Origin of the sequence: Peribacillus frigoritolerans (assembly GCF_001636405.1) — a bacterium.
Taxonomy (GTDB): domain Bacteria; phylum Bacillota; class Bacilli; order Bacillales; family DSM-1321; genus Peribacillus; species Peribacillus frigoritolerans.
This window is the reverse complement of the sequence record NZ_KV440950.1, coordinates 1,885,454-1,907,356: the sequence shown is the minus strand read 5'-3', so window position 1 is coordinate 1,907,356 and position 21,903 is coordinate 1,885,454. Positions and strand designations below refer to the sequence as shown.

16 protein-coding genes and 1 other annotated feature are annotated in these 21,903 nt (G+C 43.3%); of the genes, 2 read left to right on the top strand and 14 right to left on the bottom strand.

What is annotated here, in order from left to right:
- Positions 1-46: 46 nt before the first annotated feature.
- The gene (locus tag A6755_RS09325) at positions 47-2,698 is read right to left on the bottom strand and encodes a valine--tRNA ligase (protein ID WP_063590499.1); all 2,652 of its coding nucleotides are present in this window, start codon (positions 2,696-2,698) and stop codon (positions 47-49) included.
- Positions 2,699-2,740: 42 nt separating this feature from the next.
- Positions 2,741-2,968 (bottom strand) — a binding site (T-box leader).
- 226 nt (positions 2,969-3,194) lie between these two features.
- Between A6755_RS09325 and A6755_RS09315 the strand changes: the two genes are divergently transcribed.
- The gene (locus tag A6755_RS09315; protein ID WP_034308896.1) at positions 3,195-3,386 is read left to right on the top strand and encodes a hypothetical protein; all 192 of its coding nucleotides are present in this window, start codon (positions 3,195-3,197) and stop codon (positions 3,384-3,386) included.
- Positions 3,387-3,442: 56 nt separating this feature from the next.
- Here A6755_RS09315 and ysxE read toward each other — a convergent pair whose 3' ends face one another.
- The 8 genes from ysxE to hemA form a co-directional block, all read right to left on the bottom strand.
- Positions 3,443-4,513, bottom strand: a complete 1,071-nt coding sequence (gene ysxE, locus A6755_RS09310) for a spore coat protein YsxE (protein ID WP_244889654.1) — start codon at positions 4,511-4,513, stop codon at positions 3,443-3,445.
- A 95-nt stretch (positions 4,514-4,608) separates the two neighbouring features.
- Complete coding sequence (locus A6755_RS09305; RefSeq protein WP_063590498.1) at positions 4,609-6,009, bottom strand: LysM peptidoglycan-binding domain-containing protein; 1,401 nt, start codon at positions 6,007-6,009, stop codon at positions 4,609-4,611.
- A 410-nt stretch (positions 6,010-6,419) separates the two neighbouring features.
- Complete coding sequence (hemL, locus tag A6755_RS09300; protein WP_063590497.1) at positions 6,420-7,709, bottom strand: glutamate-1-semialdehyde 2,1-aminomutase; 1,290 nt, start codon at positions 7,707-7,709, stop codon at positions 6,420-6,422.
- Positions 7,710-7,749: 40 nt separating this feature from the next.
- Positions 7,750-8,742, bottom strand: a complete 993-nt coding sequence (gene hemB, locus A6755_RS09295) for a porphobilinogen synthase (RefSeq protein WP_063590496.1) — start codon at positions 8,740-8,742, stop codon at positions 7,750-7,752.
- Positions 8,739-9,536, bottom strand: a complete 798-nt coding sequence (locus A6755_RS09290; RefSeq protein ID WP_063590495.1) for a uroporphyrinogen-III synthase — start codon at positions 9,534-9,536, stop codon at positions 8,739-8,741. Before A6755_RS09290 ends, hemB begins: the two co-directional genes overlap by 4 nt.
- The gene (gene hemC / locus A6755_RS09285; protein ID WP_063590494.1) at positions 9,536-10,468 is read right to left on the bottom strand and encodes a hydroxymethylbilane synthase; all 933 of its coding nucleotides are present in this window, start codon (positions 10,466-10,468) and stop codon (positions 9,536-9,538) included. The genes A6755_RS09290 and hemC overlap by 1 nt, the downstream gene beginning before the upstream one ends.
- Positions 10,469-10,477: 9 nt before the next feature.
- The gene (locus A6755_RS09280) at positions 10,478-11,308 is read right to left on the bottom strand and encodes a cytochrome C assembly family protein (RefSeq protein ID WP_034308913.1); all 831 of its coding nucleotides are present in this window, start codon (positions 11,306-11,308) and stop codon (positions 10,478-10,480) included.
- A gap of 10 nt (positions 11,309-11,318) precedes the next feature.
- Positions 11,319-12,665, bottom strand: a complete 1,347-nt coding sequence (hemA, locus tag A6755_RS09275) for a glutamyl-tRNA reductase (protein WP_034308915.1) — start codon at positions 12,663-12,665, stop codon at positions 11,319-11,321.
- A gap of 253 nt (positions 12,666-12,918) precedes the next feature.
- Here hemA and A6755_RS09270 point away from each other — a divergent pair, with 253 nt between their 5' ends.
- Entirely contained in the window at positions 12,919-13,401 is a 483-nt protein-coding gene (locus A6755_RS09270; RefSeq protein ID WP_063590493.1) for a LiaI-LiaF-like domain-containing protein, read from the top strand.
- 51 nt (positions 13,402-13,452) lie between these two features.
- Here the strand turns inward: A6755_RS09270 and yihA are convergent, their stop codons facing one another.
- From yihA to tig, 5 genes are all read right to left on the bottom strand, one after another.
- Positions 13,453-14,034: a ribosome biogenesis GTP-binding protein YihA/YsxC gene (gene yihA / locus A6755_RS09265; RefSeq protein ID WP_034308918.1), complete on the bottom strand. Its 582-nt coding sequence runs from the start codon at positions 14,032-14,034 to the stop codon at positions 13,453-13,455.
- A complete protein-coding gene (lon, locus tag A6755_RS09260; RefSeq protein ID WP_063590492.1) occupies positions 14,031-16,352 on the bottom strand; it encodes an endopeptidase La in 2,322 nt (773 codons plus the stop codon). Before lon ends, yihA begins: the two co-directional genes overlap by 4 nt.
- A 251-nt stretch (positions 16,353-16,603) precedes the next feature.
- Positions 16,604-18,274 (bottom strand): ATP-dependent protease LonB, encoded by a 1,671-nt coding sequence (gene lonB / locus A6755_RS09255; RefSeq protein ID WP_063590491.1) that lies wholly within the window; start codon positions 18,272-18,274, stop codon positions 16,604-16,606.
- Positions 18,275-18,891: 617 nt separating this feature from the next.
- Positions 18,892-20,160 (bottom strand): ATP-dependent protease ATP-binding subunit ClpX, encoded by a 1,269-nt coding sequence (clpX, locus tag A6755_RS09250; RefSeq protein WP_034308926.1) that lies wholly within the window; start codon positions 20,158-20,160, stop codon positions 18,892-18,894.
- Positions 20,161-20,590: 430 nt separating this feature from the next.
- Entirely contained in the window at positions 20,591-21,883 is a 1,293-nt protein-coding gene (tig, locus tag A6755_RS09245) for a trigger factor (RefSeq protein WP_034308928.1), read from the bottom strand.
- Positions 21,884-21,903 lie beyond the last annotated feature (20 nt).

Below are 21,903 nucleotides of genomic sequence, written 5' to 3'. Positions count from 1 at the left end.
AACAGAAAAAGGATGAACCGGCTTCAAGCTGGTTCATCCTTTTGTTTTACAGTTGTTTCAGTTCGCTGATCCTGTGGATTACAGAGTCGCGTTTTTCGCTATAGTCTTTTTCCTTGGCACGTTCTTCTTCGATGACGCTTGCCGGCGCCTTTTTAACGAAGCCTTCGTTGCCTAATTTTTTCTGTACACGCTCAACTTCTTTATTAAGTTTGTCGAGTTCTTTTTCAAGACGTTTCACTTCTTCGTCAATATTGATCAGTCCTGTAAGCGGAAGGATTAGTTCTACGCCAGTTACGACAGCTGTCATGGCTTGAGCAGGCTCTTCGACTTCGATTCCGATCGTCAATTGTTCAGGATTACAGAAACGCTCGATATAGCTGCTGTTTTTCTGTAATGTCGCTAAGATGGCCTCATCTTTCGCTTTTAAAATCAAATTGATTTTTTTGCTTAACGGTGTGTTCACCTCAGCACGGATATTACGGACGGAGCGGATGATTTCAACAAGCAGCTTCATTTCCTCGGCTGCAGCTGTATCTGTCAACTCTTCATTCACTTCCGGCCAAGCGGCAACAGTGATGGACTCACCGTGGTGAGGTAGGTTCTGCCAGATTTCTTCGGTAATGAATGGCATGAACGGGTGTAACAATCTCATTGTGTTATCCAGTACATACGCCAAGATCGAGCGCGTCGTTTTCTTAGCCGCTTCGTCTTCACCATATAAAGGAAGCTTCGCCATTTCAATATACCAGTCACAGAAGTCATCCCAAATGAAGTTGTATAGCACACGGCCCACTTCACCAAACTCATAACGGTCCGCAAGTCTGGTTACGTTGGAAATCGTTTCATTCAAACGCGTCAAGATCCATTTATCGGCTACAGACTTCTCACCGCTTAAATCGATTTCGTCATACGTCATGCCATTCATGTTCATCAAAGCAAAACGGGATGCGTTCCAAATCTTATTGGAGAAATTCCAAACTGCTTCGACTTTTTCCGTACTATAACGAAGGTCCTGGCCTGGCGAGCTGCCCGTAGATAAGAAGTAACGCAGGGAATCGGCACCGTATTGATCGATGACATCCATCGGATCGACACCATTGCCTAGCGATTTACTCATCTTGCGCCCCTGTTCGTCACGAACCAGACCGTGGATCAGCACATCTTCAAATGGTCGTTCACCTGTGAACTCAAGAGCTTGGAAAATCATCCGCGATACCCAGAAGAAAATGATATCATAGCCTGTCACAAGTGCCCCGGTTGGATAGTAACGTTGGAAATCGACACTGTCCTTGTCAGGCCAGCCCATAGTCGAGAACGGCCATAATGCCGAGCTGAACCATGTATCAAGGACATCTGTATCTTGTTCCCAGTTTTCAGCGTCCGCCGGCTCTTCATGACCTACATACACTTCACCTGTTTCTTTATGGTACCAGGCGGGAATGCGGTGACCCCACCAAAGCTGACGGGAAATGCACCAGTCGCGGATATTTTCCATCCAATGCAGGTACGTTTTCTCGAAACGGTCCGGTACGAAATGAACTTTTTCCTCATCGGTTCCTTTTTGAAGCTCAACGGAAGCATCAGCCAGCGGCTGCATCTTAACGAACCATTGCGTCGAAAGATATGGTTCAACAACAGCACCGCTTCTCTCTGAATGGCCTACTGAGTGAAGGTGATCTTCGATTTTGAAGAGTACTCCTTCTTCCTGAAGGTCCTTGACGATTTGCTTACGGCATTCAAAACGGTCCATGCCTTCATATTTACCGGCCTTTTCATTCATCGAGCCATCTTCATGCATGACAAGGATGCGCTCCAAGTCGTGACGGTTCCCGATTTCGAAGTCATTCGGATCATGAGCAGGAGTAATTTTGACCGCGCCTGAACCGAATTCCATATCGACATAATCATCACCGACAATCGGGATTTCCCTGCCAGTAATTGGCAAGCGGACCTTTTTGCCGATCAAGTGTTTATAACGGTCATCTTCAGGGTGTACAGCAACAGCAGTATCGCCAAGCATCGTTTCTGGACGGGTGGTGGCAATTTCTATTTCACCCGATCCGTCAACCAATGGATATTTCATATGGTAAAATGCGCCCTGCACATCTTTGTATATGACCTCGATATCGGATAACGCCGTTTTCGTTGATGGATCCCAGTTGATGATGTATTCGCCGCGATAAATCAAGCCCTTGTTATAAAGCGAAACGAACACTTCGCGCACTGCTTTTGAAAGACCTTCATCCAGGGTGAAGCGTTCACGGGTATAATCAAGTCCAAGACCTAGCTTTGACCATTGTTCACGGATATGGCTCGCATATTCCTCTTTCCATTTCCATGTCTCTTCCACGAATTTTTCACGCCCAAGGTCATAACGGCTCACGCCATCCGCACGAAGTTTCTGTTCTACTTTCGCTTGAGTGGCAATACCCGCATGGTCCATGCCTGGTAACCATAAAACATCATAGCCTTGCATCCTTTTCATGCGTGTCAGTATATCTTGAAGAGTCGTATCCCAAGCGTGGCCAAGATGCAGCTTACCTGTAACGTTAGGCGGCGGGATGACGATCGTGTATGGTTCTTTTTTATCGTCACCCGTCGTTTCGAAAAACTTTCCATCAAGCCACCATTTGTAGCGGCCTTTCTCTATCGTCTGCGGATCATATTTAGTCGGCATTGAAATTTGGTTCTCTTCCATATCATTTCCTCCTTTTGGGCATAAAAAAAACTTCCATCATCACAAAAGGACGAAGGAAGTTGTTCGCGGTGCCACCTTTTTTCCGAAAAAGAAAAAATCCCTTTCGGCTCTCAAATCGGATAACGGCTCTTCACCGGCCTTCGCTACTAAGAAGTTCACGAAGACTGCTCGCGGACGACTTCGGATGCTGCTTCCTGGAAACCTCGCACCAATTTGGTTTCCTCTCTGAAAAGTGCATTTCATCTTACTATTTCCGGTCTTTGCATTGATTTATATTCATATGTAAAAACATTGAATGCATATAGTATATAGTACAAAAAACATGGGGCTCCAGTCAATCATCTTTTCGCTTACTTTCTCAGGAATCATCCCATTTGATGCATTCAAGTTCATTTTCTTTATTTTATCCTCCAGGAACAGTGAATGTGACGGCTGTTTCACCTTTTTCACTGCCCACCCATAGAATATAAGAAGTCCTAAAAAGGAAGGTAATAATATGAAGCGAAGATATACTCCCTATACTTTACCGCCTTGGGTGAAAAAATTCCGCGGTGTCTGCCAGCAGTTCATCGTCCCCTTTATCGTATTCCAAGGATTACGTACGCTGATTTTCCCGACTTTTTTCGATATGCTCCTGCTTATCGCGTTTATTTTCCTGGCCATGTCTTTGTATTTCGAATGGATTTAATTATTCCCTTACAGCAAAAAAATATACATGACTGGAGATGATCCAATCATGTATATTTAGCTTGGGGGTGATTGTTCTTCGTTGGCAGCCTCGGCAGCGGCCTTTTTCTTCTGTTCGATTTCTTCGATTCTCATCACCATATATTCAATATTTTTCAAAAGCCAAAATTGCCTCTGAAGTTGTGTGACATTATCAAGCTCTGAACGATGGCTCCTGCCATCGGAATAACCCTTCACTAATTCCAAAGCTGATCCAGGGAATGCCAGATAACTTTGCATGAGCAATAATTCTTCTTCTTTTAACGGAAAATAACGAAAATAGTTATATAGCCAGTCAACACAGTCATCGCATTGGACAGGATAGGTCCTGGCCGATTTAACGAGAAATGGCAGTAAATCGAAATGCGGCGGAGCCGTATTCGAATTCTCAAAATTGATGAAGTAGCCATATCCCCGTTCATCATAAACGAAATGCTTCAAAGAAACCTTTCCGTGCGTTACCACGGTTCGAACCTTTTCACTATCCTTCGTTTTTTCATACCAGGTTTCAAACTTCTTGATCGAGTACTTCAGCGCCTGTGAAATATCAGTGTAGAAAGAACAAACCGTCAGTTCGAATGGAGACATATACCACTTCTTTTCACAGCTGACAATATACTCTTCTATAAATTCCTTTTCGTTATTCCAGGCATCAAGCGTCCGCTCATAATGGGCTTCCCGTTCCTCAATATCCACTTGTATTTCCTTAACGGAAAGTGTATGCATGCGAGCAAGCTCCCTGAACAATTGCTTATGCTTTTCATCGCGCTCCCCGTCCCTTTCATCATTGAGCCAGGGCATCAGGTAATACAAACGTCCATTATGAAGAACGGCGTAACGCTGATCCATCGTTTGATAAATGGGAACGATTCGATTATAGCCGCGATGGTACAGTTTTTGAACATTTTTGATAAAATCAATGCCGTTATGCGGTGACATGGATTTCAAGGCAAATGTACCGCGATCACTGTATACTTTTTTTACACGCCCGAAGTCCTCAATATATTGTACATACATGGCATATTCCTTCAATACGGTCTCCGTGTCCCGATCCCGATTGGCAGGCTGCTGATTCTCGTTTTCCCTCACGAGACTCACTCACTTTCTCTAAAAAAACTAAACAATCCGCTTCCTCTAGCATTTAAAAAACAGGAGCAGAGCATATGCCCTGCTCTCTGTTCCGGTCAATTCTTATACGCAACCGCCTTCGGTATATAAATGACTTGCCCTTCATGGACGTTCTGATTCGACTCCAATTCATTGCTGAAAAGGATCGATTGAACCGTAACATCATATCGCTGAGCCAAGTCATCAAGCGTTTCCCCTTGCTGAACAATGCAAACCTTCATCCTTACCAGTTCTTCTTCTTGTTTCCGTCCGAATAAATCCATGATGGAAAGCTGCTTTTCATCATGATCGGCCGTATCTTTTTCATCACGTTCCGCTGCTTGTTTCCTGCCTTTGAAATTCTTACCTTCCTTAGCCGGAGGCGCAGGTCTTTCCCTCTTTTTGAATAGATCGCTTATGGATGAATTGGATTCCTCTTCCTGCTCCACCTTCACATTCTCATTAAGGATAGGACCCGCTGTAACGGCATCGTCTTCCTGCCGGATGACATCCTCGGTTTCTACATTTAAAACTGGGCTACTTTGATGATCGGTTGCTTGACTTGGTTCTTCCTCTACTTCTTCTATAAATGTCACTCTAGGAATCTCCAAGGAATCCTGCCTGCTTGGTTCTTCCTCCAATTTTGCCTCTCCCATGAAAGGTACCTTTTCCGAGGAGTCAGGCGGATCACCAATTACTTCTTCCTCTACAGCTTGAGCTTCTTCCTGTCTATGCACTTCCGTTTCCCATTCCTCCTCTTCAGGATATGGTGAAACCGGGATTTCAAAAACGGGAGCATTATGCTGATCGCTTAAATAAATCGGTTCCTCTTCTTCTTCTTCATTTGCTTCAGAAACCCGTTTTGACTCTGCAGAAAAAGGGGCGTATAACTCTTCTTCCTCCTCATCACGGAAAACGGGCTGAAAATCCGGGATTGGCGGCACTGCAGCTGCATAAGGAATGTATGACTCATTTTCCCCATCCGTTTCTTCCTGATCCTCCGTTTCCCCAACTTCCTGCTCAGTATCAAACCGTTCTTCCACATATGAATCATTATAGATTCCGGTTATCAAAAGGTCCGCCTGCAATTTCAAGCAGTTATGCTCTGGCATGGCATAATCAAAGCTTTGAATCGAGACATCAACCTCATCCAAAGAGGCAATCCGATTATTCGGAATCGTTATATCAACCGGAAAACGGTGTGTGAACTCATTAAGTCCATTGGGATGCCTCTCGACCTTTTGAACAGCTTTTGGCAAAAAGGTCTGCGAAAACTCCTCTTCTTCACCATTTTGCGAGTCTTTGTATTCACCGCTTAAATCCAACGAGCCTCGTATAAAAACATATTGATCACTTTCTTGAATCGACACATTTGGATCAAGGGAAATCGAATATAGCTCAGCCACTTCCTGTCCCTTCTGAAACCAAACGGATTCCTCTAAAGAAAATCGTAAATACGATTCATTTTCTTGCGACAAGACAACTCCTCCTTTCAGCTTCATGAAACGGTACCTATACCAATATCAATCTATGAAGGAAGGAAGCTGTTTATTCCTTAATTTCATTTGCAGCGCTTCTTAGATATTCCCTGAACCTTTTAATAGAAGGGGGTTCAATTTTCAGGCTAAATCAAGCGGGAATACAATCAGATTGAAAAACCCGCTCGGTTATACCGCCATATTAATTCTCAACAGCCTATTAATTCTGCTTTCTACCAATTATTTAGATCTACCTCCAAATAATTCGGCCGTGAACGTTAAATTCGGTTCTTACACATACGGATTGAATTCAAAAAAACTGGCTGCCTTTCTCCAAAAGTTTTTGGAAAAATGGCAGCCAGTTCAAATTTATCATTATCGAATATCGCGGTAGCTCATGAAGCCTTGAATCATTTTTTTAATTTGGCAAAAGCCTGTTCTGCCGCAGCAATGGTTTTTTCGATATCTTCATCACTATGTGCAGTGGAAAGGAATAACCCTTCAAACTGTGACGGCGGCAAGTAGATGCCTTGATTCGCCATTTCCCTATAGTAGGAAGCAAAGAACTCTAAATCGGATGTTTTTGCTGTATCATAGTTTACGACATCTTCATTAGTAAAGAAAAGTCCAATCATGGAGCCGGCACGGTTGAATGTATGGGGAACACCGTACTTATCCGCTGCCGCTCCAATTCCTTTTTCGAGCATATCCCCTTTTCGGGTGAACTCATCATAAGATTCTGGAGTCAATTGGCTCAGCGTCTCAAAGCCGGCCGTCATGGCAAGAGGGTTACCGGACAATGTTCCCGCTTGATAGATTGTCCCACTCGGGGCAATTTGTTCCATGAATTCGCGCTTGCCTCCGAATGCTCCGACAGGCAAGCCGCCGCCAATTACTTTCCCAAGGCAAGTCAGGTCAGGTACGATGCCAAAATAGCCTTGTGCACAATTATAGCCGACACGGAACCCTGTCATGACTTCGTCAAAGATCAATAGAGCTCCGTATTGGGTCGTCACTTCACGTAAGCCTTCGAGGAAACCAGGTTGTGGCGGAACCACGCCCATGTTCCCTGCAACAGGTTCTACGATGATACAGGCGATGTCTTCACCAAATTGTTCAAACGCATATTTGGTTGCAGCAAGATCATTATATGCTACGGTAATCGTATTTTTTGCAATGCCTTCCGGTACACCAGGGCTATCCGGTAAACCTAATGTTGCAACGCCGGAACCCGCTTTGATCAGCAATGAATCGCCATGGCCATGATAGGAACCTTCGAATTTCAGGATTTTATCACGGCCTGTAATGCCTCGTGCCAGCCTTAGCGCACTCATCGTCGCTTCGGTTCCTGATGATACCATCCGGATCATTTCAATCGAAGGCACCCGTTCCATGACCAGCTTGGCCAGTTCATTCTCAATCAGTGTAGAGGTTCCAAAGCTTGTACCTGACTCCGCTACTTTTTTCAATGATTCCACGACACGGTCATTCGTGTGACCCAGGATGAGCGGTCCCCATGAAAGAACATAGTCGATATATTCATTTCCATCGATATCATACATTTTCGAGCCTTTTCCACGCTCCATGAAAATGGGATCCATGTCCACAGATTTGAAGGCACGTACCGGGCTGTTCACGCCGCCTGGCATCAAATTTTTTGCTTCGGCAAAAGCTTTTTTCGATTTTTCATATGACCGCATGATTCAATCCCCTTTTTCCATTACAGGTTATATTTTTTTATCATTGATTATCTTCGTTTATCCAGCGTGCTACCTCTTTTGAAAAATACGTGATGATCAAGTCGGAACCTGCGCGTTTCAAGCCTGTCAGCATTTCCATCACTATCGCTTTTTCATCAATCCAGCCGTTTTGGGCAGCAGCTTTGACCATTGAATATTCACCGCTGACATTATAGGAAACGATCGGAAGATTAAAGTTATTCTTAACGTCCCTGATGATGTCCATGTAGGAAAGGGCTGGTTTCACGATTAGGAAGTCCGCACCTTCAGCAACATCGGATTCAGCTTCACGAAATGCTTCCAGGCGATTGGCGGGATCCATTTGGTAAGTTTTCCTGTCGCCAAATTGCGGCGCACCATTCGCGGCATCACGGAATGGACCGTAAAAAGCCGAAGCATATTTCACCGCATAGGACATGATCGGAATATCTTCATAACCCGCTTCATCCAGACCTGCACGGATGGCCGCAACGAAACCGTCCATCATATTGGAAGGCGCAATGATGTCTGCTCCGGCCTCAGCCTGGCTGATTGCCGTTTTGGCAAGAAGGTCAAGAGAAGCGTCATTAAGGATTTTTTCCCCTTCAACGACCCCGCAATGGCCATGGCTTGTATACTCGCAAAGGCAGGTATCCGCTATGACAATAACTTCAGGATATTGTTTTTTAATAAACCGCGTTGCTTCTTGCACTAGTCCGTTGTGATGAAATGCCCCTGTTCCCTGTTCGTCTTTATCATGATCAAAAGGGACACCGAATAAAATGACTGATTTAATGCCCAGACTCACGACTTCATCCATTTCGGCACCCAGATTATCCATGGATAGCTGATAGATACCTGGCATGGAGTTGATTTCATTTTTCACATTTTCCCCGTCGATGACGAAGATCGGATAAATCAAATCCTCTTTATGCAATTGTGTTTCACGGACTAAAGCCCTCATGCCAGCACTTGCACGCAAGCCGCGGTGGCGATTGAATGGAATGTTTTTCATTTGAAAGTTCCTCCCTTTTTATTTCTTTTCAAGATAAAGCGTATTAACTCCGCAACCATGGCATCCGTCGTATAAACATCTGGACAGACATCGACGGATAGCCCATGTTTTTCAGCCGTTTTAGCGGCAATCGGCCCGATGCAGGCGATGATGATCCGGTCTATGTATGTATCCAATTCATGGCTTTTCATGATCTGTAAAAAATGATTGACCGTCGATGAACTCGTAAAGGTCATGATGTCGATTTCATGGTTCTTTATAAGCTGCACCAGTTTTTTTTCACTGCTTCGGGGAAGCACTGTATGATAAATTATCACTTCATCACAGATTGCTCCAGCTTCATTGATCGCCTCCGCAATAACCGCCCTTGCGAGATTTCCTTTTGCAAGCAACACGCGGGCCCCCGGATCAAGCAGGGTATTGAACTCCGCCACGAACCCTTCGGCAACAAACTGAGCTGGAACGAAATCCGCCTTATATCCATGCCGTTTCAGGGCCGCTTCTGTTTTGGAGCCGATTACGGCTATTTTCGGAAGCTTCAAAGGCTGGTTTCCTAGAAGCTTAAAGAAGAAATCCACTCCATTTTGACTGGTCAGAATGATCCAGTCATATGTGAGCAGCTCTTCAAACCGCTGTTGCACATCTTCCATATGATCTGGAAGGGTGAACTCAAGCAATGGCACAAGAAGCGGCGTTCCGCCATTTTTTTCGATCGACTCTTTTAAACCATCTGCCTGTCCTTTCCCTCTGGTGATCAATACCTGATAATCCTTAAGAGGTTGAACTGGCTTCATTACTGATCAAGCTCTTCTTTAACGCGATCGATCAGTTCTTTACCGCCCATTTCGCTAATCTGTTTGGCAGCGGCATGCCCAACCGCCTCGGGATCAGCACCTTCAACCATTTCTTTATATATCACCTTTCCATCCGGGGCAGCGACCAAAGCCGTCAAGGAAACGGATCCATTATCTTTTGCCACCGCAAATCCAGCAATTGGCACCTGGCATCCGCCTTCCATTTTATCCAAAAAGGCACGTTCCGCTTCAACCGTCCTTTTCGTTGTTTCACAGGTCAATTTCGCAAGTTCCGCCAGCAGTTCTTTGTCGTCTTCACGGCATTCAATGGAAAGAGCTCCTTGTCCAACTGCCGGAATGCAAATATCTTCATCTAAAAATTCCGTTACGATGTCCTGCTCCCAACCCATTCTTGATAGTCCGGCTGCCGCTAAAATGATAGCATCATAATCTTCCGTTTTCAGCTTATTCAGACGGGTATCGATATTCCCGCGAATCCATTTAATTTCAAGGTCCGGCCTTCTAGCCAAAATTTGCGCGCCACGCCGCAAGCTGCTTGTACCTATGATGGAACCGGGCTTCAGTTCGGAAAGGGTTTCATGGTTCTTTGAAATCAAGGCATCCCGATGGTCCTCCCTCGGTGGTATGCAGCCGATCGTCAAACCTTGAGGCAGCACTGCCGGCATATCCTTCATACTATGTACGGCCATATCAATTTCTTTATCCAGCATCGCTTGTTCGATTTCTTTAACGAATAAGCCCTTTCCGCCGACCTTGGAAAGTGTTACATCAAGGATTTGGTCACCCTTTGTGACAATTTCCTTCACCTCGAACTCGTATGGGACCCCAAGTCCTTTAAGTTGATCGATCACCCAGTTCGTTTGGGTGATCGCTAATTTACTACGTCTTGAACCGACAATTATTTTTCTCATAGTTTCCTCCTATGTATTCCAAAAGTGGAATGTTGAAAGGCTTCCGAAAAGGAAAAAGTTAATTAACACAATCATGAAAGATCCAATATTCAGAAAGGCTAGCGTCCTTCCATACATTTGTTTCCGAATTTTCAAGTATAAAAACACACTGTAAGCAATAAGCAAAATAAATGAGCCGATGATCTTCATGTCCAGCCAGGATACCCCAGGGACTTTTATATAAGCCCATTGAATCCCCAGGATGAGGGAGACCACCAATAATGGAACACCTATAACTGCGAGGACATAGGACATATGCTCGAGCTTTGTTAAATCGCCGAGTCGAAGCAGGCGTTTTCCCCACTTCTTCCGTTTCAATAAATCATATTGAATTAAGTATAAAACTGAAAAAACGAAAGAAAGCGTGAATGCCCCATATGATAGGATCGCAAAAGTGATATGTATGAGCAATAGCTCTGAAACCAGGCGCTGTGCAAGCACTTGAGATTCTATCTGAACAGGTGCAAAGGTATGGATGGCCATAACCATGAAACCTAATACATTCGTAAAAAAGACCGTAAAATCGACTCTTAGCAATCGGTTAATGATCAATGATAGCGATATGAGGACCCATGCATAAAAATATAATCCTTCAAAAATCGTCAATACCGGGAACCTTCCCGTTTTCAACACATACAGAAACAAAAAAATTGTTTGCAGCACCCAAACAATAGAAAGCAACCAGAAGGCGACCCTGTTCGCCTTCTGGTTATTATTAAGGAAATCAATAAAGTATAAAAGCATACTGATGGCATACAGCAAAACAGTGGCTTCATGCAATCTTGTCATTAGTAATTCCATATCTACCTCATTACTGGACAGGAACTGGATTCAATAGGGATGACTTGGAGCTGTTCCGTTCTTTTTCATCCGCAACCAGCTGGTCTTCAATCAATTCCTCTAAATGGAAGATTTTCACGAAATTATTTAATTGCTCTTTTGCATTCGGCTCATCTGCCAGCTCTTTTGCATAAAGTATCGGATCTTTCAGCATTTGGTTGATGATGCTTTTCGTATGCTTGTTCAGGACTTTTTTGTCACGTTCGCTCAAATGCGGAAGCTTTCTTTCGATGCTTTCCATCGTTTCCTTTTGTATCGATAGGGATTTTTCCCGTAAAGAAGAAATGACGGGAACCACACCAAGTAAATTAATCCACTGGTTGAAGTCCACGATTTCTGATTCGATCATCATTTCTATTTTCTCGGCAGCTTTTTTACGTTCTTCGATATTGGCTTGCACGATACCTTCGAGATCGTCAATGTCATACAAGAAGACATTTTCCAGCTCGGCCAATGTTGGATCGAGGTCACGCGGCACTGCGATATCGACCATGAAAATAGGACGGCCCTTACGAAGCTTATTGACGAATGACATCATTTCTTTTGTTACAAGAAGATCTTTTGCACCAGTGGAAGTAATCAGGATATCGGTATCCACTAAAGCGCATTGAAGCTCCTGCAGCTGTTTGGCCGTACCATTGAATCTCTCAGCCAGGTCGACCGCTTTCTGAAAGGTGCGGTTAATGACCGTAATGCTGTCGGCGCCATTGCTATGCAGATTTTGAATGGCAAGCTCACCCATCTTACCGGCCCCAAGAATCAAGACATTCTTGCCGTTCAGGCCTCCGAAGATTTTTTTTGCAAGCTCGACTGCCGCATAGCTGACGGACACGGCATTGGTATTGATTTCGGTTTCCGAATGAGCTTTTTTAGCTAATGTAAGGGCTTGCTTGAAGAGATGGTTAAAAACGGTACCGATCGTATCTTCCTTCTGCCCTAACAAATAGCTTGAACGTACTTGTCCCAAAATCTGAGTTTCCCCCAGTATCATGGAATTCAAGCCGCAGGTAACTGAAAATAAATGCTCTACAGCCCCGTCGCCTTCATAAATGAACAGATATTTAGAAAATTCTTCTTTATCGATGTTAAACCATTCCGAAAGAAATTCCTTGATATAATACCTGCTTGTATGGAGCTGGTCCCCGACCGCATAGATTTCCGTCCTGTTGCATGTTGAAATAATAATATTTTCCAAGATGCTTTTTTTATTTTTAAGAGCTTTCATTGCCTCGGCAAGTTCGGCTTCGTTAAACGATAGTTTTTCCCGAATTTCTACAGGGGCAGTTTTGTAATTTATACCAACCGCTAGAATATGCATCCTTTTGTTTTGCACCCCCAAAATTTTTCATGTAAATTAATTATACCATGTACTAAAATGGATTCACGCAAATAATATGAACAGTTTATGAAAACGTATGCTACCATGAAAAGACAGCCAAAACGCCTCAATGCTACAAAAGGTGTCTAAGCGGGATTTGTAAAGTTACATACATATTTCGACATTGTGTACAAAAGTACCATATCAAAAATGGCAAAAAACTTCAAGTAATCGAATTGCATAGGAGGATAAAATGAAAACGCATCGTATTTTCCCAGGAATCGTTTTAATCGGTTTCGGGCTCTATTTTTTTCTTGAACATTCCCAAATTGAAATCTTTCCGGGCTTTTTCAGCTGGCCCACTTTATTATGTATTGTCGGTGCCGCCTTCCTGATTCAGGCATATAGCGGTAATGAATATGAGTCCATCCTGCCAGGCGTCATCTTACTGGGGTTCGGGGCTCACTTCCACATCGCCGAGAACCTGGAGATTTGGCCGGATGATATAGGTATCTTTATTTTAATCATCTCACTGGGATTTATTCTCCGGGCACGTAAAGCAAATTCTGGAATGTTTTACGGGTTGGTCATATTCATCGTCTCGATCACATTCTTATTCTATGATAAAATTAAAACGTCTTTCGGGCTTGTTGAAACAACCACCGCGAACATCGAAAGGTTTTGGCCCTTTGCCTTGATGGCGATCGGCATTTATTTTTTGGTTCGAAAAAAGTGAAGATTTTCCATAATGAAAAAGGGTATTCCAGATGCGGAATACCCTTTTCTTTTACATATATTTCTTAAGGACGCCCCATGCTTGTTCCTTACCTTCGCCTGTTTCACCAGAGAATAGAAGCAATTCATCTTCTTTTTCCATATTTAACGTTTGGCGCGTGATTTTCAAGTGTTTCTGCCATTTGCCTTTTGGAATTTTATCCGCTTTGGTGGCAATGACGATCCGGGGCAGGTCATAATGCTTCAGGAATTCATACATTGCGATATCATCCTTTGTCGGCGGATGACGCAAATCGACGATCAGAAGCGCAGCGCGGAGCTGGTCACGGGAAGTGAAGTACGTTTCAATCATCTTCCCCCAAGCATCACGCTCCGTCTTGGATACTTTTGCATAACCATAACCGGGTACATCCACAAAATGGAGTGCTTCATTTATGATATAAAAATTCAAGGTCTGCGTCTTCCCCGGTTTAGAGGATGTGCGCGCCAAGTTTTTTCGATTGATCATTTTGTTGATGAAACTGGACTTCCCAACGTTGGAACGGCCTGCCAAGGCAAATTCCGGTATTGGCGTATTGGGATATTGTTCAGGCTTCACAGCACTGATGACAATATCTGAACTTGTTACTTTCATTCATTCACACCTACCAATGCATGCTCAAGGACTTCATCGACGTGTGAAACTGGAACAAATGTTAATGCTTTACGGACACTTTCCGGGATATCATCAATATCCTTTTCGTTATTTTGCGGGATGATGATTTTCGTAAGTCCTGCGCGATGGGCCGCTAAAGATTTTTCTTTAAGCCCGCCGATCGGAAGAACCCGTCCGCGTAATGTAATTTCGCCTGTCATGCCTACCTCTTTTCTGATCGGCCTATTTGTAAGGGCCGATATTAACGCTGTTGCAATCGTGATGCCTGCAGAAGGGCCATCTTTTGGAACCGCACCTTCGGGGACATGAATATGAATATCATATTTTTCATGGAAGTTCGCATCAATCTGAAGTTTCTCGGTTTTTGAACGGACATAACTGAAAGCAGCCTGGGCTGACTCTTTCATTACATCGCCAAGCTTTCCTGTCAGGATCAGCTTCCCTTTACCTGGTGATAAGGAAACCTCGATTTGCAGCGTATCGCCACCTACCGACGTGTATGCTAAACCATTAGCAACACCAACTTGGTTCTCGACCTCCGCCTGTCCATAATGGAACATGGTTTTCCCTAAAAACTCCTCGACATTCTTTTCAGCGATGACGACCCGCTTTTTATCTCCGGACACGATGATTTTTGCAGTCTTCCGACAGATGCCTGCAAGCTGTCGTTCCAGACTCCGAACACCGGCTTCCCGAGTATAGTAACGGATGATTTTTGTAAGTGCTTCCTCACGGACTTGCAATTGTGTCTTCAATAAACCATGGTTTTCAAGCTGTCTAGGCAGCAAGTGATCCTTGGCTATATGAAGTTTCTCTATCTCAGTATAACCTGCAATCGAAATGATTTCCATACGATCACGAAGCGGACCAGGAATCGAGCCCAAATTATTTGCCGTTGCGACGAACATGACTTTGGAAAGATCGTAGGTTTCTTCAATATAATGATCACTGAAATTATGATTTTGCTCTGGATCGAGCACCTCAAGCATCGCTGCAGATGGATCTCCCCTAAAGTCATTGGACATCTTATCCACTTCGTCCAGTAAAAAGACCGGATTTATCGTTCCAGCTTTTTTCATGCCTTGAATGATCCGTCCCGGCATTGCCCCTACATATGTGCGGCGATGTCCGCGGATTTCTGATTCATCGCGCACCCCACCTAAAGATATACGGACGAAATTCCTATTCAGGGATGAAGCGATCGATTTAGCCAAGCTCGTTTTCCCGACTCCTGGCGGTCCCACCAAGCAAAGGATCGGTCCCTTCAATGATTTGGTCAATTGCTGTACGGCCAAATACTCAAGCACACGCTCCTTCACCTTTTCCAAACCATGGTGGTCCCGGTTCAGGATTTTTTCGGCTTTATGAATATTCAAGTCATCTTTGGTCGCTTTGGTCCAAGGAAGAGAGATCAGCCATTCGATATAATTGCGGATCACAGAGCTTTCGGCTGAGCTCGAAGGAACTTTTTCATAACGGTCCAATTCCTTTAATGCCGTTTCTTTGATATGCTCAGGCATTTCCGCTTCTTCTATCTTTTCGTTCAGGACTTCAATTTCCCCTGTTTTTCCTTCTTTATCGCCCAATTCCTTTTGGATCGCTTTCATTTGCTCTCGTAAATAATATTCCTTTTGAGTCCGTTCCATCGAACGTTTAACACGCTGGCCGATCTTTTTCTCGAGAAAAAGAACTTCTTTTTCGTTATTGATGATCTCGATTACACGGCTAAGACGCTCTTTCATATCAATGGTCTCAAGCACTTCTTGCTTCTCCTTCAATTTCAAAGGCAAATGGGAAGCGATTATATCCGCTAATCGCCCAGGCTCTTCAATATCCGAAGTGGACGAAAACGTTTCACCGGTTATTTTCTTGGACATTTTTATGTATTGTTCAAAATAATCCAGTAGTGTGCGCATTAATGCTTGATGTTCAGCATCCTTTTCATCACTGTCTTCATATATTTTAATCTTGGCACCATAATGTGTCTCATAATCGTAAAATTCCATGACTTCTGCGCGGTTCAACCCTTCCACCAACACCCGGATTGTACCATTCGGAAGCTTCAACATCTGTTTTACCTTTGTTAAAGTTCCCATTGTAAATAAATCTTCTTCACCTGGTTCGTCCAACGAAACATCTTGTTGTGTCGTCAAAAATATAAGATGGTCTTCCACCATTGCTTTCTCAAGGGCTTGTACCGATTTATCTCGGCCTACATCTAAATGAAGTACCATCGTTGGATATACAAGCAGTCCTCTAAGCGGCAGGAGGGGGACGATGATTTCTTTATCAGTCATTTCCTGACACCTCCATCTAATTAGTATCGTCGTTGTAAACTATTTACCCATGTTCTCAACCTTTTAACAATTCTATCCTATTTATATAGAAGTGTCTATTCGTTTACCTTAACACGTTTCGACTGCTATTATTATCTCCAATATTAGATAAAAAAGCACGTCTGAATGCGTGTTTTTTAAGACAGGGTGGCCGGGAACGCCAATTTTGTCCTTAAAATGCCCCGGTTCTATTTTTAGCCGGGGCATGTCCTTTATACACTTTCTTTTTTTGATAGGTCCAAGGTTGTGAGGATTTGTTCCGACATCAATTCTTTCTTCAGTGCCTGATCCAGCACTTCTTTCACATTCGAAACAGGAATGATCTCTATATCCTTGATTTCAGATAGAAGCGGCTGCATGTTTTCGGCTGGGATGATTACCTTTTTTGCCCCGGCAAGTTTAGCCGCCTTGATTTTCGGAATGACACCGCCGATCGGTTTAACGCCGGCATGAATGCTTATTTCCCCAGTCATCGCCACAGTGTGGTCAACAGGGATTTTATATATGGCCGAGTATATGCCTGTGGCCATTGCAATTCCTGCAGAAGGGCCATCCACTGGACTTCCGCCCGGAAAGTTCACATGGATATCGAATTGATTGGCAGGCACTCCCATCGAACGTAATACCGTAATGACATTTTCAATCGAACCTTTCGCCATGCTCTTGCGTCGAACCGATTTGCCACTCCCGCCGCCGATACTTTCTTCCTCAACGATACCGGTAATGTTTATCGAACCTTTTTCATCAGAGGCAGCCATTACCGTAACCTCTATTTCCAGCAATGCCCCGCTGTTTGGACCATAGACTGCAAGACCGTTGACAAGGCCTATTTTGGATTTCGATTGTATTTTCCTGTCCATTCTTTGGGTCAGCTGGCTGCTATGGGCCATCCAATCTATATCTTCTTCCCTGATGAAAGTCCTGTTTTCATTAATTGAGATTCCTGCAAGAGTCTGAATCATGTTGACAGCTTCCCTGCCATTTCGGGCATAATCCGAAATCGATTCCAAGCCTTTATCACTGATGGTGATCCCCACTTTATCTGAGGCATTCTTGGCCACGGCGATTATTTCTTCCCGGTCCAGTTCACGGAAAAACACTTCTATGCATCTTGAACGTATCGCAGGCGCGATTTCATTTGGCGTTCTTGTTGTAGCACCAATCAACCGAAAGTCAGCCGGCAGTCCATTTTTAAAAATATCATGGATGTGAGTGGGAATATTTTGATTTTCCTCTTGATAATAGGCACTTTCCAGAAAAACCTTACGATCTTCCAATACCTTTAAAAGTTTATTCATCTGTATCGGATGAAGCTCCCCTATTTCATCTATGAACAGTACGCCTCCATGTGCATTGCTGACTGCACCCTGCTTTGGCTGCGGAATGCCTGCCTGTCCCATTGCCCCGGCTCCTTGGTAGATTGGATCGTGCACAGAACCGATGAGCGGATCGGCAATTCCTCGTTCATCGAACCTGGCTGTGGTGGCGTCCAATTCAACAAAAACGGCCGAATTCTTAAAAGGGGACTTGCCATTTTTCTTCGCCTCTTCCAAAACAAGTCTGGCAGCTGCCGTTTTCCCTACCCCAGGAGGACCGTAAATTATCACATGCTGGGGATTCGGCCCACATAAAGCAGCTTTTAAAGATTTAATCCCATCTTCTTGACCGATGATTTCATTAAATGTGCTTGGTCTAACTTTTTCTGCCAATGGTTCTGTTAACGAAATCGATCTCATCTTCCGTAATTGGTCCATCTCCTTACGTGAATCACGGTCAATGGAAACTTTTTGTGTCCGCTGGCCTTTCAATAAGTTCAAAAAATACAATCCAATAATAATCCCAAAAAACAGCTGGATAAACAACGCCAATCCTGTCCAATTCATCTTATTCCCTCCTGCACTCTCCTAGTTTGTCATTTCTGTTAGTATCTCCTTTGGAAGGGCGAAATTATCCAAGAAATTCGTGTTGAAAAATTGGCGTTTTTATCCTAAATACAACAATTTTGAAAAAAGGGAAAAGAAAAAGACTGCCAGGATGAACTGGCAGTCTCAGACTGTAAACAACTCGAAATTATCTGGTTTTACCCTGCTGTTTTGAGGTTTTAACGTTGATTTCCACTGCAGGCACTCGCTTTCCGCGGGCGGCCTGCGCCTGCAGGGTCTCCCTCGGACGCGTATTCCCGCAGGAGTCTCGTACCTTCCGTTACAATCAACTTTGGTCTAAAAACAAGGCTGTTTTCGCATACTTTGTTGCTATTTACGAAGTAGTGCAGTGTGGTTGATTTCCCCTCCAGGTGCTCGCTTTCCGCGGGGAGGGCGGTGAGCCTCCTCGGCGTAAACGCCTGTGGGGTCACACCTGTCCCGCAGCTCCCGCAGGAGTCTCGCACTTCCGCTCCAATCAACCTAAAATAGTTTCGTTTTAAAAACAACAATCTTTACGAAAAGAGCCAAAAACAAAAAGACTGCCAGCATTAACTGGCAGTCTTTCTTTTCCTTATAAATCAAGCAGATGTTTTCTTTTCTTGTCCTTTTATGGTTGTACCGTCTTTAAGGACGAGCTTTGGAGATTCATTTTTCGAAATCGTGCTGCCTGTGATTACACATTTTGCAACATCATCACGTGAAGGCAGATCGAACATCACTTCAAGGATGATGCCTTCGATGATGGAGCGCAGACCACGTGCACCAGTTTTGCGTTCAATTGCCTTTTTAGCAATTTCACTTAGCGCTTCCTGTTCGAATTCCAATTCAACATCGTCAAGCTCAAGTAATTTTTGATATTGTTTAACAAGGGCATTTTTCGGCTGTGTAAGGATTTCAATCAAAGCCGCTTCATCCAATTGCTCAAGAGTCGCAATTACCGGAAGACGTCCGATGAATTCCGGAATTAATCCGAAACGAAGCAAGTCTTCAGGAAGGACTTTGGAAAGCAATTCTTTTTCTGCAATATCATCCTTTTTCACGTCAGAGCCAAAACCAATGACTTTTTGCCCAAGACGGCGTTTGATGATCGGTTCGATGCCGTCAAAGGCACCGCCGCAGATGAACAAAATATTGGTCGTATCGATTTGGATGAATTCTTGATGTGGATGTTTACGTCCACCTTGAGGCGGAACGCTTGCAACCGTTCCTTCAAGAATTTTCAATAAAGCTTGTTGCACACCTTCACCAGACACGTCACGTGTAATGGAAGGATTTTCCGATTTACGGGCAACTTTATCGATTTCATCAATATAAATGATGCCTTTTTCCGCTTTTTCCACATCATAATCAGCTGCTTGGATTAATTTGAGAAGGATGTTTTCAACATCTTCCCCAACATATCCAGCTTCCGTCAAGGAAGTGGCATCAGCAATGGCAAAAGGAACATTGAGTAAACGTGCCAATGTTTGCGCAAGAAGGGTTTTCCCGCTTCCCGTCGGTCCGATTAGGGCGATGTTACTTTTAGAAAGCTCAACATCGTCGACTTTGCTATTGGAATTGATACGTTTATAATGGTTATAAACAGCTACAGCCAAAGATTTCTTTGCCTGTTCTTGTCCAATCACATATTCGTCAAGAATTTCGCGGATTTCCATAGGTTTAGGAACATCTCTGAATTCTACTTCTTCATCAGTTCCCAGCTCTTCCTCGACGATCTCCGTACAAAGTTCTATACACTCGTCACAAATATAGACACCTGGACCAGCAACCAGTTTACGGACTTGTTCTTGTGTTTTACCGCAAAAAGAACATTTTAACTGTCCTTTTTCATCATTAAATTTAAACATGTACGTTCACCCCTTTAAATACTCTTCCAACTCTATTACATAGCGGTACCTAATCGTAAAGAAAAAAAACTAGGCACACATCTGCTTAAACATTCCAAAATCCCTAGTATGTTTTGCATTTTATCATGTTCTTGGAAGTTTAGTAACAAAAATGCTCACGGTCCGAGTTGTTAAATAAGTACAATAATCAATCAATATGTATTTGCCCTTTACCAGCATGCCCAAAACTTCGGATTTTTAAAAGCAGGATTTGCTGTATAAATATGTATATGCGGTATTAGAACTAATCTACACCGAAATCCAAAAAAATCAATCAGGAATTAACCGATATTTAAAATTTACACTAATTCTCAATATGTATAAAACAAGGCACGATTACTCGCGCCTTGTTTTTTTAAAGGAAATATTTAAATCTACTTATTTATAAAAATTATTTTGCGTCAACTGTTTTGCTGTTTTCTACCAAGAAGTCAATTGCTTTCTTAATTTTAAGATCGCCTTTGATTCCTTCTAAGTTTCCAAGAGCTTGTTTGATCGCGTCAACTTCCATATTGTACATAGTAGCCATTTGTGCAAGTTCAGCTTCTACATCTTCGTCAGTCGCTTCAAGTTTTTCAACTTCTGCGATTGCTTCAAGAGTAAGGCTCGTACGAACTTGTCCTTCAGCTTCTTCTTTCATTTGCGCTTTTAAAGCTTCTTCGTCTTGACCTGAGAATTGGTAGTAAAGTTCCAAATTAAGACCTTGAGATTGGATGCGTTGAGAGAACTCATTCATCATGCGGTCAACTTCGTTTGAAATCATTGCTTCAGGAACGTCGATTTCTGCACCTTCAACAGCTTTACCAATTACAGTGTTTTGGATGAAGTTTTCTTCTTCATGTTTTTTGTCATGCTCTAATTTATGTTTTGTTTTTTCTTTAAGTTCAGCCAAAGTTTCCACTTCGTCGTCGACATCTTTCGCGAACTCATCATCCAACTCAGGAAGTTGTTTCGTTTTGATTTCGTGAATTTTCACTTTGAATACTGCTGGTTTACCTGCAAGTTCAGCAGCGTGGTATTCTTCAGGGAATGTAACTTCGATATCTTTTTCAGCGCCAGTTTCAAGACCGACAAGTTGCTCTTCGAATCCTGGAATGAAAGAGTTTGAACCGATTTCCAATGAATGGTTTTCTGAAGCTCCGCCTTCGAATGCTTCACCGTCAACGAATCCTTCAAAGTCAAGAACAACCGTATCGCCTTCAGCGACTTGTCCTTCTTCTTTAACGACAAGTTCAGCTTGACGTTCTTGTAAAGTTTTCAATTCGTTTTCAACATCTTCGTCAGTTACTTCAGTATTGAATTTTTCAACTTCAACACCTTTGTAATCTCCCAATTTAACTTCAGGCTTAACTGTTACAGTTGCAGTGAAGATCAGGTTTTCGCCTTTTTCCATTTTCTCGATGTCGATTTCTGGACGATCTACAGGCTGAATTCCAGCTTCTTCGACAGCATTTGCGTAAGCATCTGGAAGAATGATATCAAGCGCATCTTGGTAAAGTGATTCTACGCCGAATTTTTTTTCGAACATTTGACGTGGCATTTTACCTTTACGGAAGCCAGGTACATTTACTTGTTTCACTACTTTTTTGAAAGCTGCGTCTAAACCTTCGTTTACTTTTGCAGCGTCAACTTCAATTGTTAGTACGCCTTGATTACCTTCTTGTTTTTCCCATTTTACAGACATGTGTTTCCCTCCAAAAATCT

Excerpts from the sequence above, each read along its gene's own strand:
- A6755_RS09325 (WP_063590499.1), bottom strand. The coding sequence starts at position 2,698 with ATGGAAGAGAACCAAATTTCAATGCCGACTAAATATGATCCGCAGACG.
- A6755_RS09315 (WP_034308896.1), top strand. The coding sequence starts at position 3,195 with ATGAAGCGAAGATATACTCCCTATACTTTACCGCCTTGGGTGAAAAAA.
- hemL (WP_063590497.1), bottom strand. The coding sequence starts at position 7,709 with ATGCGGTCATATGAAAAATCGAAAAAAGCTTTTGCCGAAGCAAAAAAT.
- hemB (WP_063590496.1), bottom strand. The coding sequence starts at position 8,742 with ATGAAAAACATTCCATTCAATCGCCACCGCGGCTTGCGTGCAAGTGCT.
- A6755_RS09290 (WP_063590495.1), bottom strand. The coding sequence starts at position 9,536 with ATGAAGCCAGTTCAACCTCTTAAGGATTATCAGGTATTGATCACCAGA.
- hemC (WP_063590494.1), bottom strand. The coding sequence starts at position 10,468 with ATGAGAAAAATAATTGTCGGTTCAAGACGTAGTAAATTAGCGATCACC.
- A6755_RS09280 (WP_034308913.1), bottom strand. The coding sequence starts at position 11,308 with ATGGAATTACTAATGACAAGATTGCATGAAGCCACTGTTTTGCTGTAT.
- hemA (WP_034308915.1), bottom strand. The coding sequence starts at position 12,665 with ATGCATATTCTAGCGGTTGGTATAAATTACAAAACTGCCCCTGTAGAA.
- A6755_RS09270 (WP_063590493.1), top strand. The coding sequence starts at position 12,919 with ATGAAAACGCATCGTATTTTCCCAGGAATCGTTTTAATCGGTTTCGGG.
- yihA (WP_034308918.1), bottom strand. The coding sequence starts at position 14,034 with ATGAAAGTAACAAGTTCAGATATTGTCATCAGTGCTGTGAAGCCTGAA.
- lon (WP_063590492.1), bottom strand. The coding sequence starts at position 16,352 with ATGACTGATAAAGAAATCATCGTCCCCCTCCTGCCGCTTAGAGGACTG.
- lonB (WP_063590491.1), bottom strand. The coding sequence starts at position 18,274 with ATGAATTGGACAGGATTGGCGTTGTTTATCCAGCTGTTTTTTGGGATT.
- clpX (WP_034308926.1), bottom strand. The coding sequence starts at position 20,160 with ATGTTTAAATTTAATGATGAAAAAGGACAGTTAAAATGTTCTTTTTGC.
- tig (WP_034308928.1), bottom strand. The coding sequence starts at position 21,883 with ATGTCTGTAAAATGGGAAAAACAAGAAGGTAATCAAGGCGTACTAACA.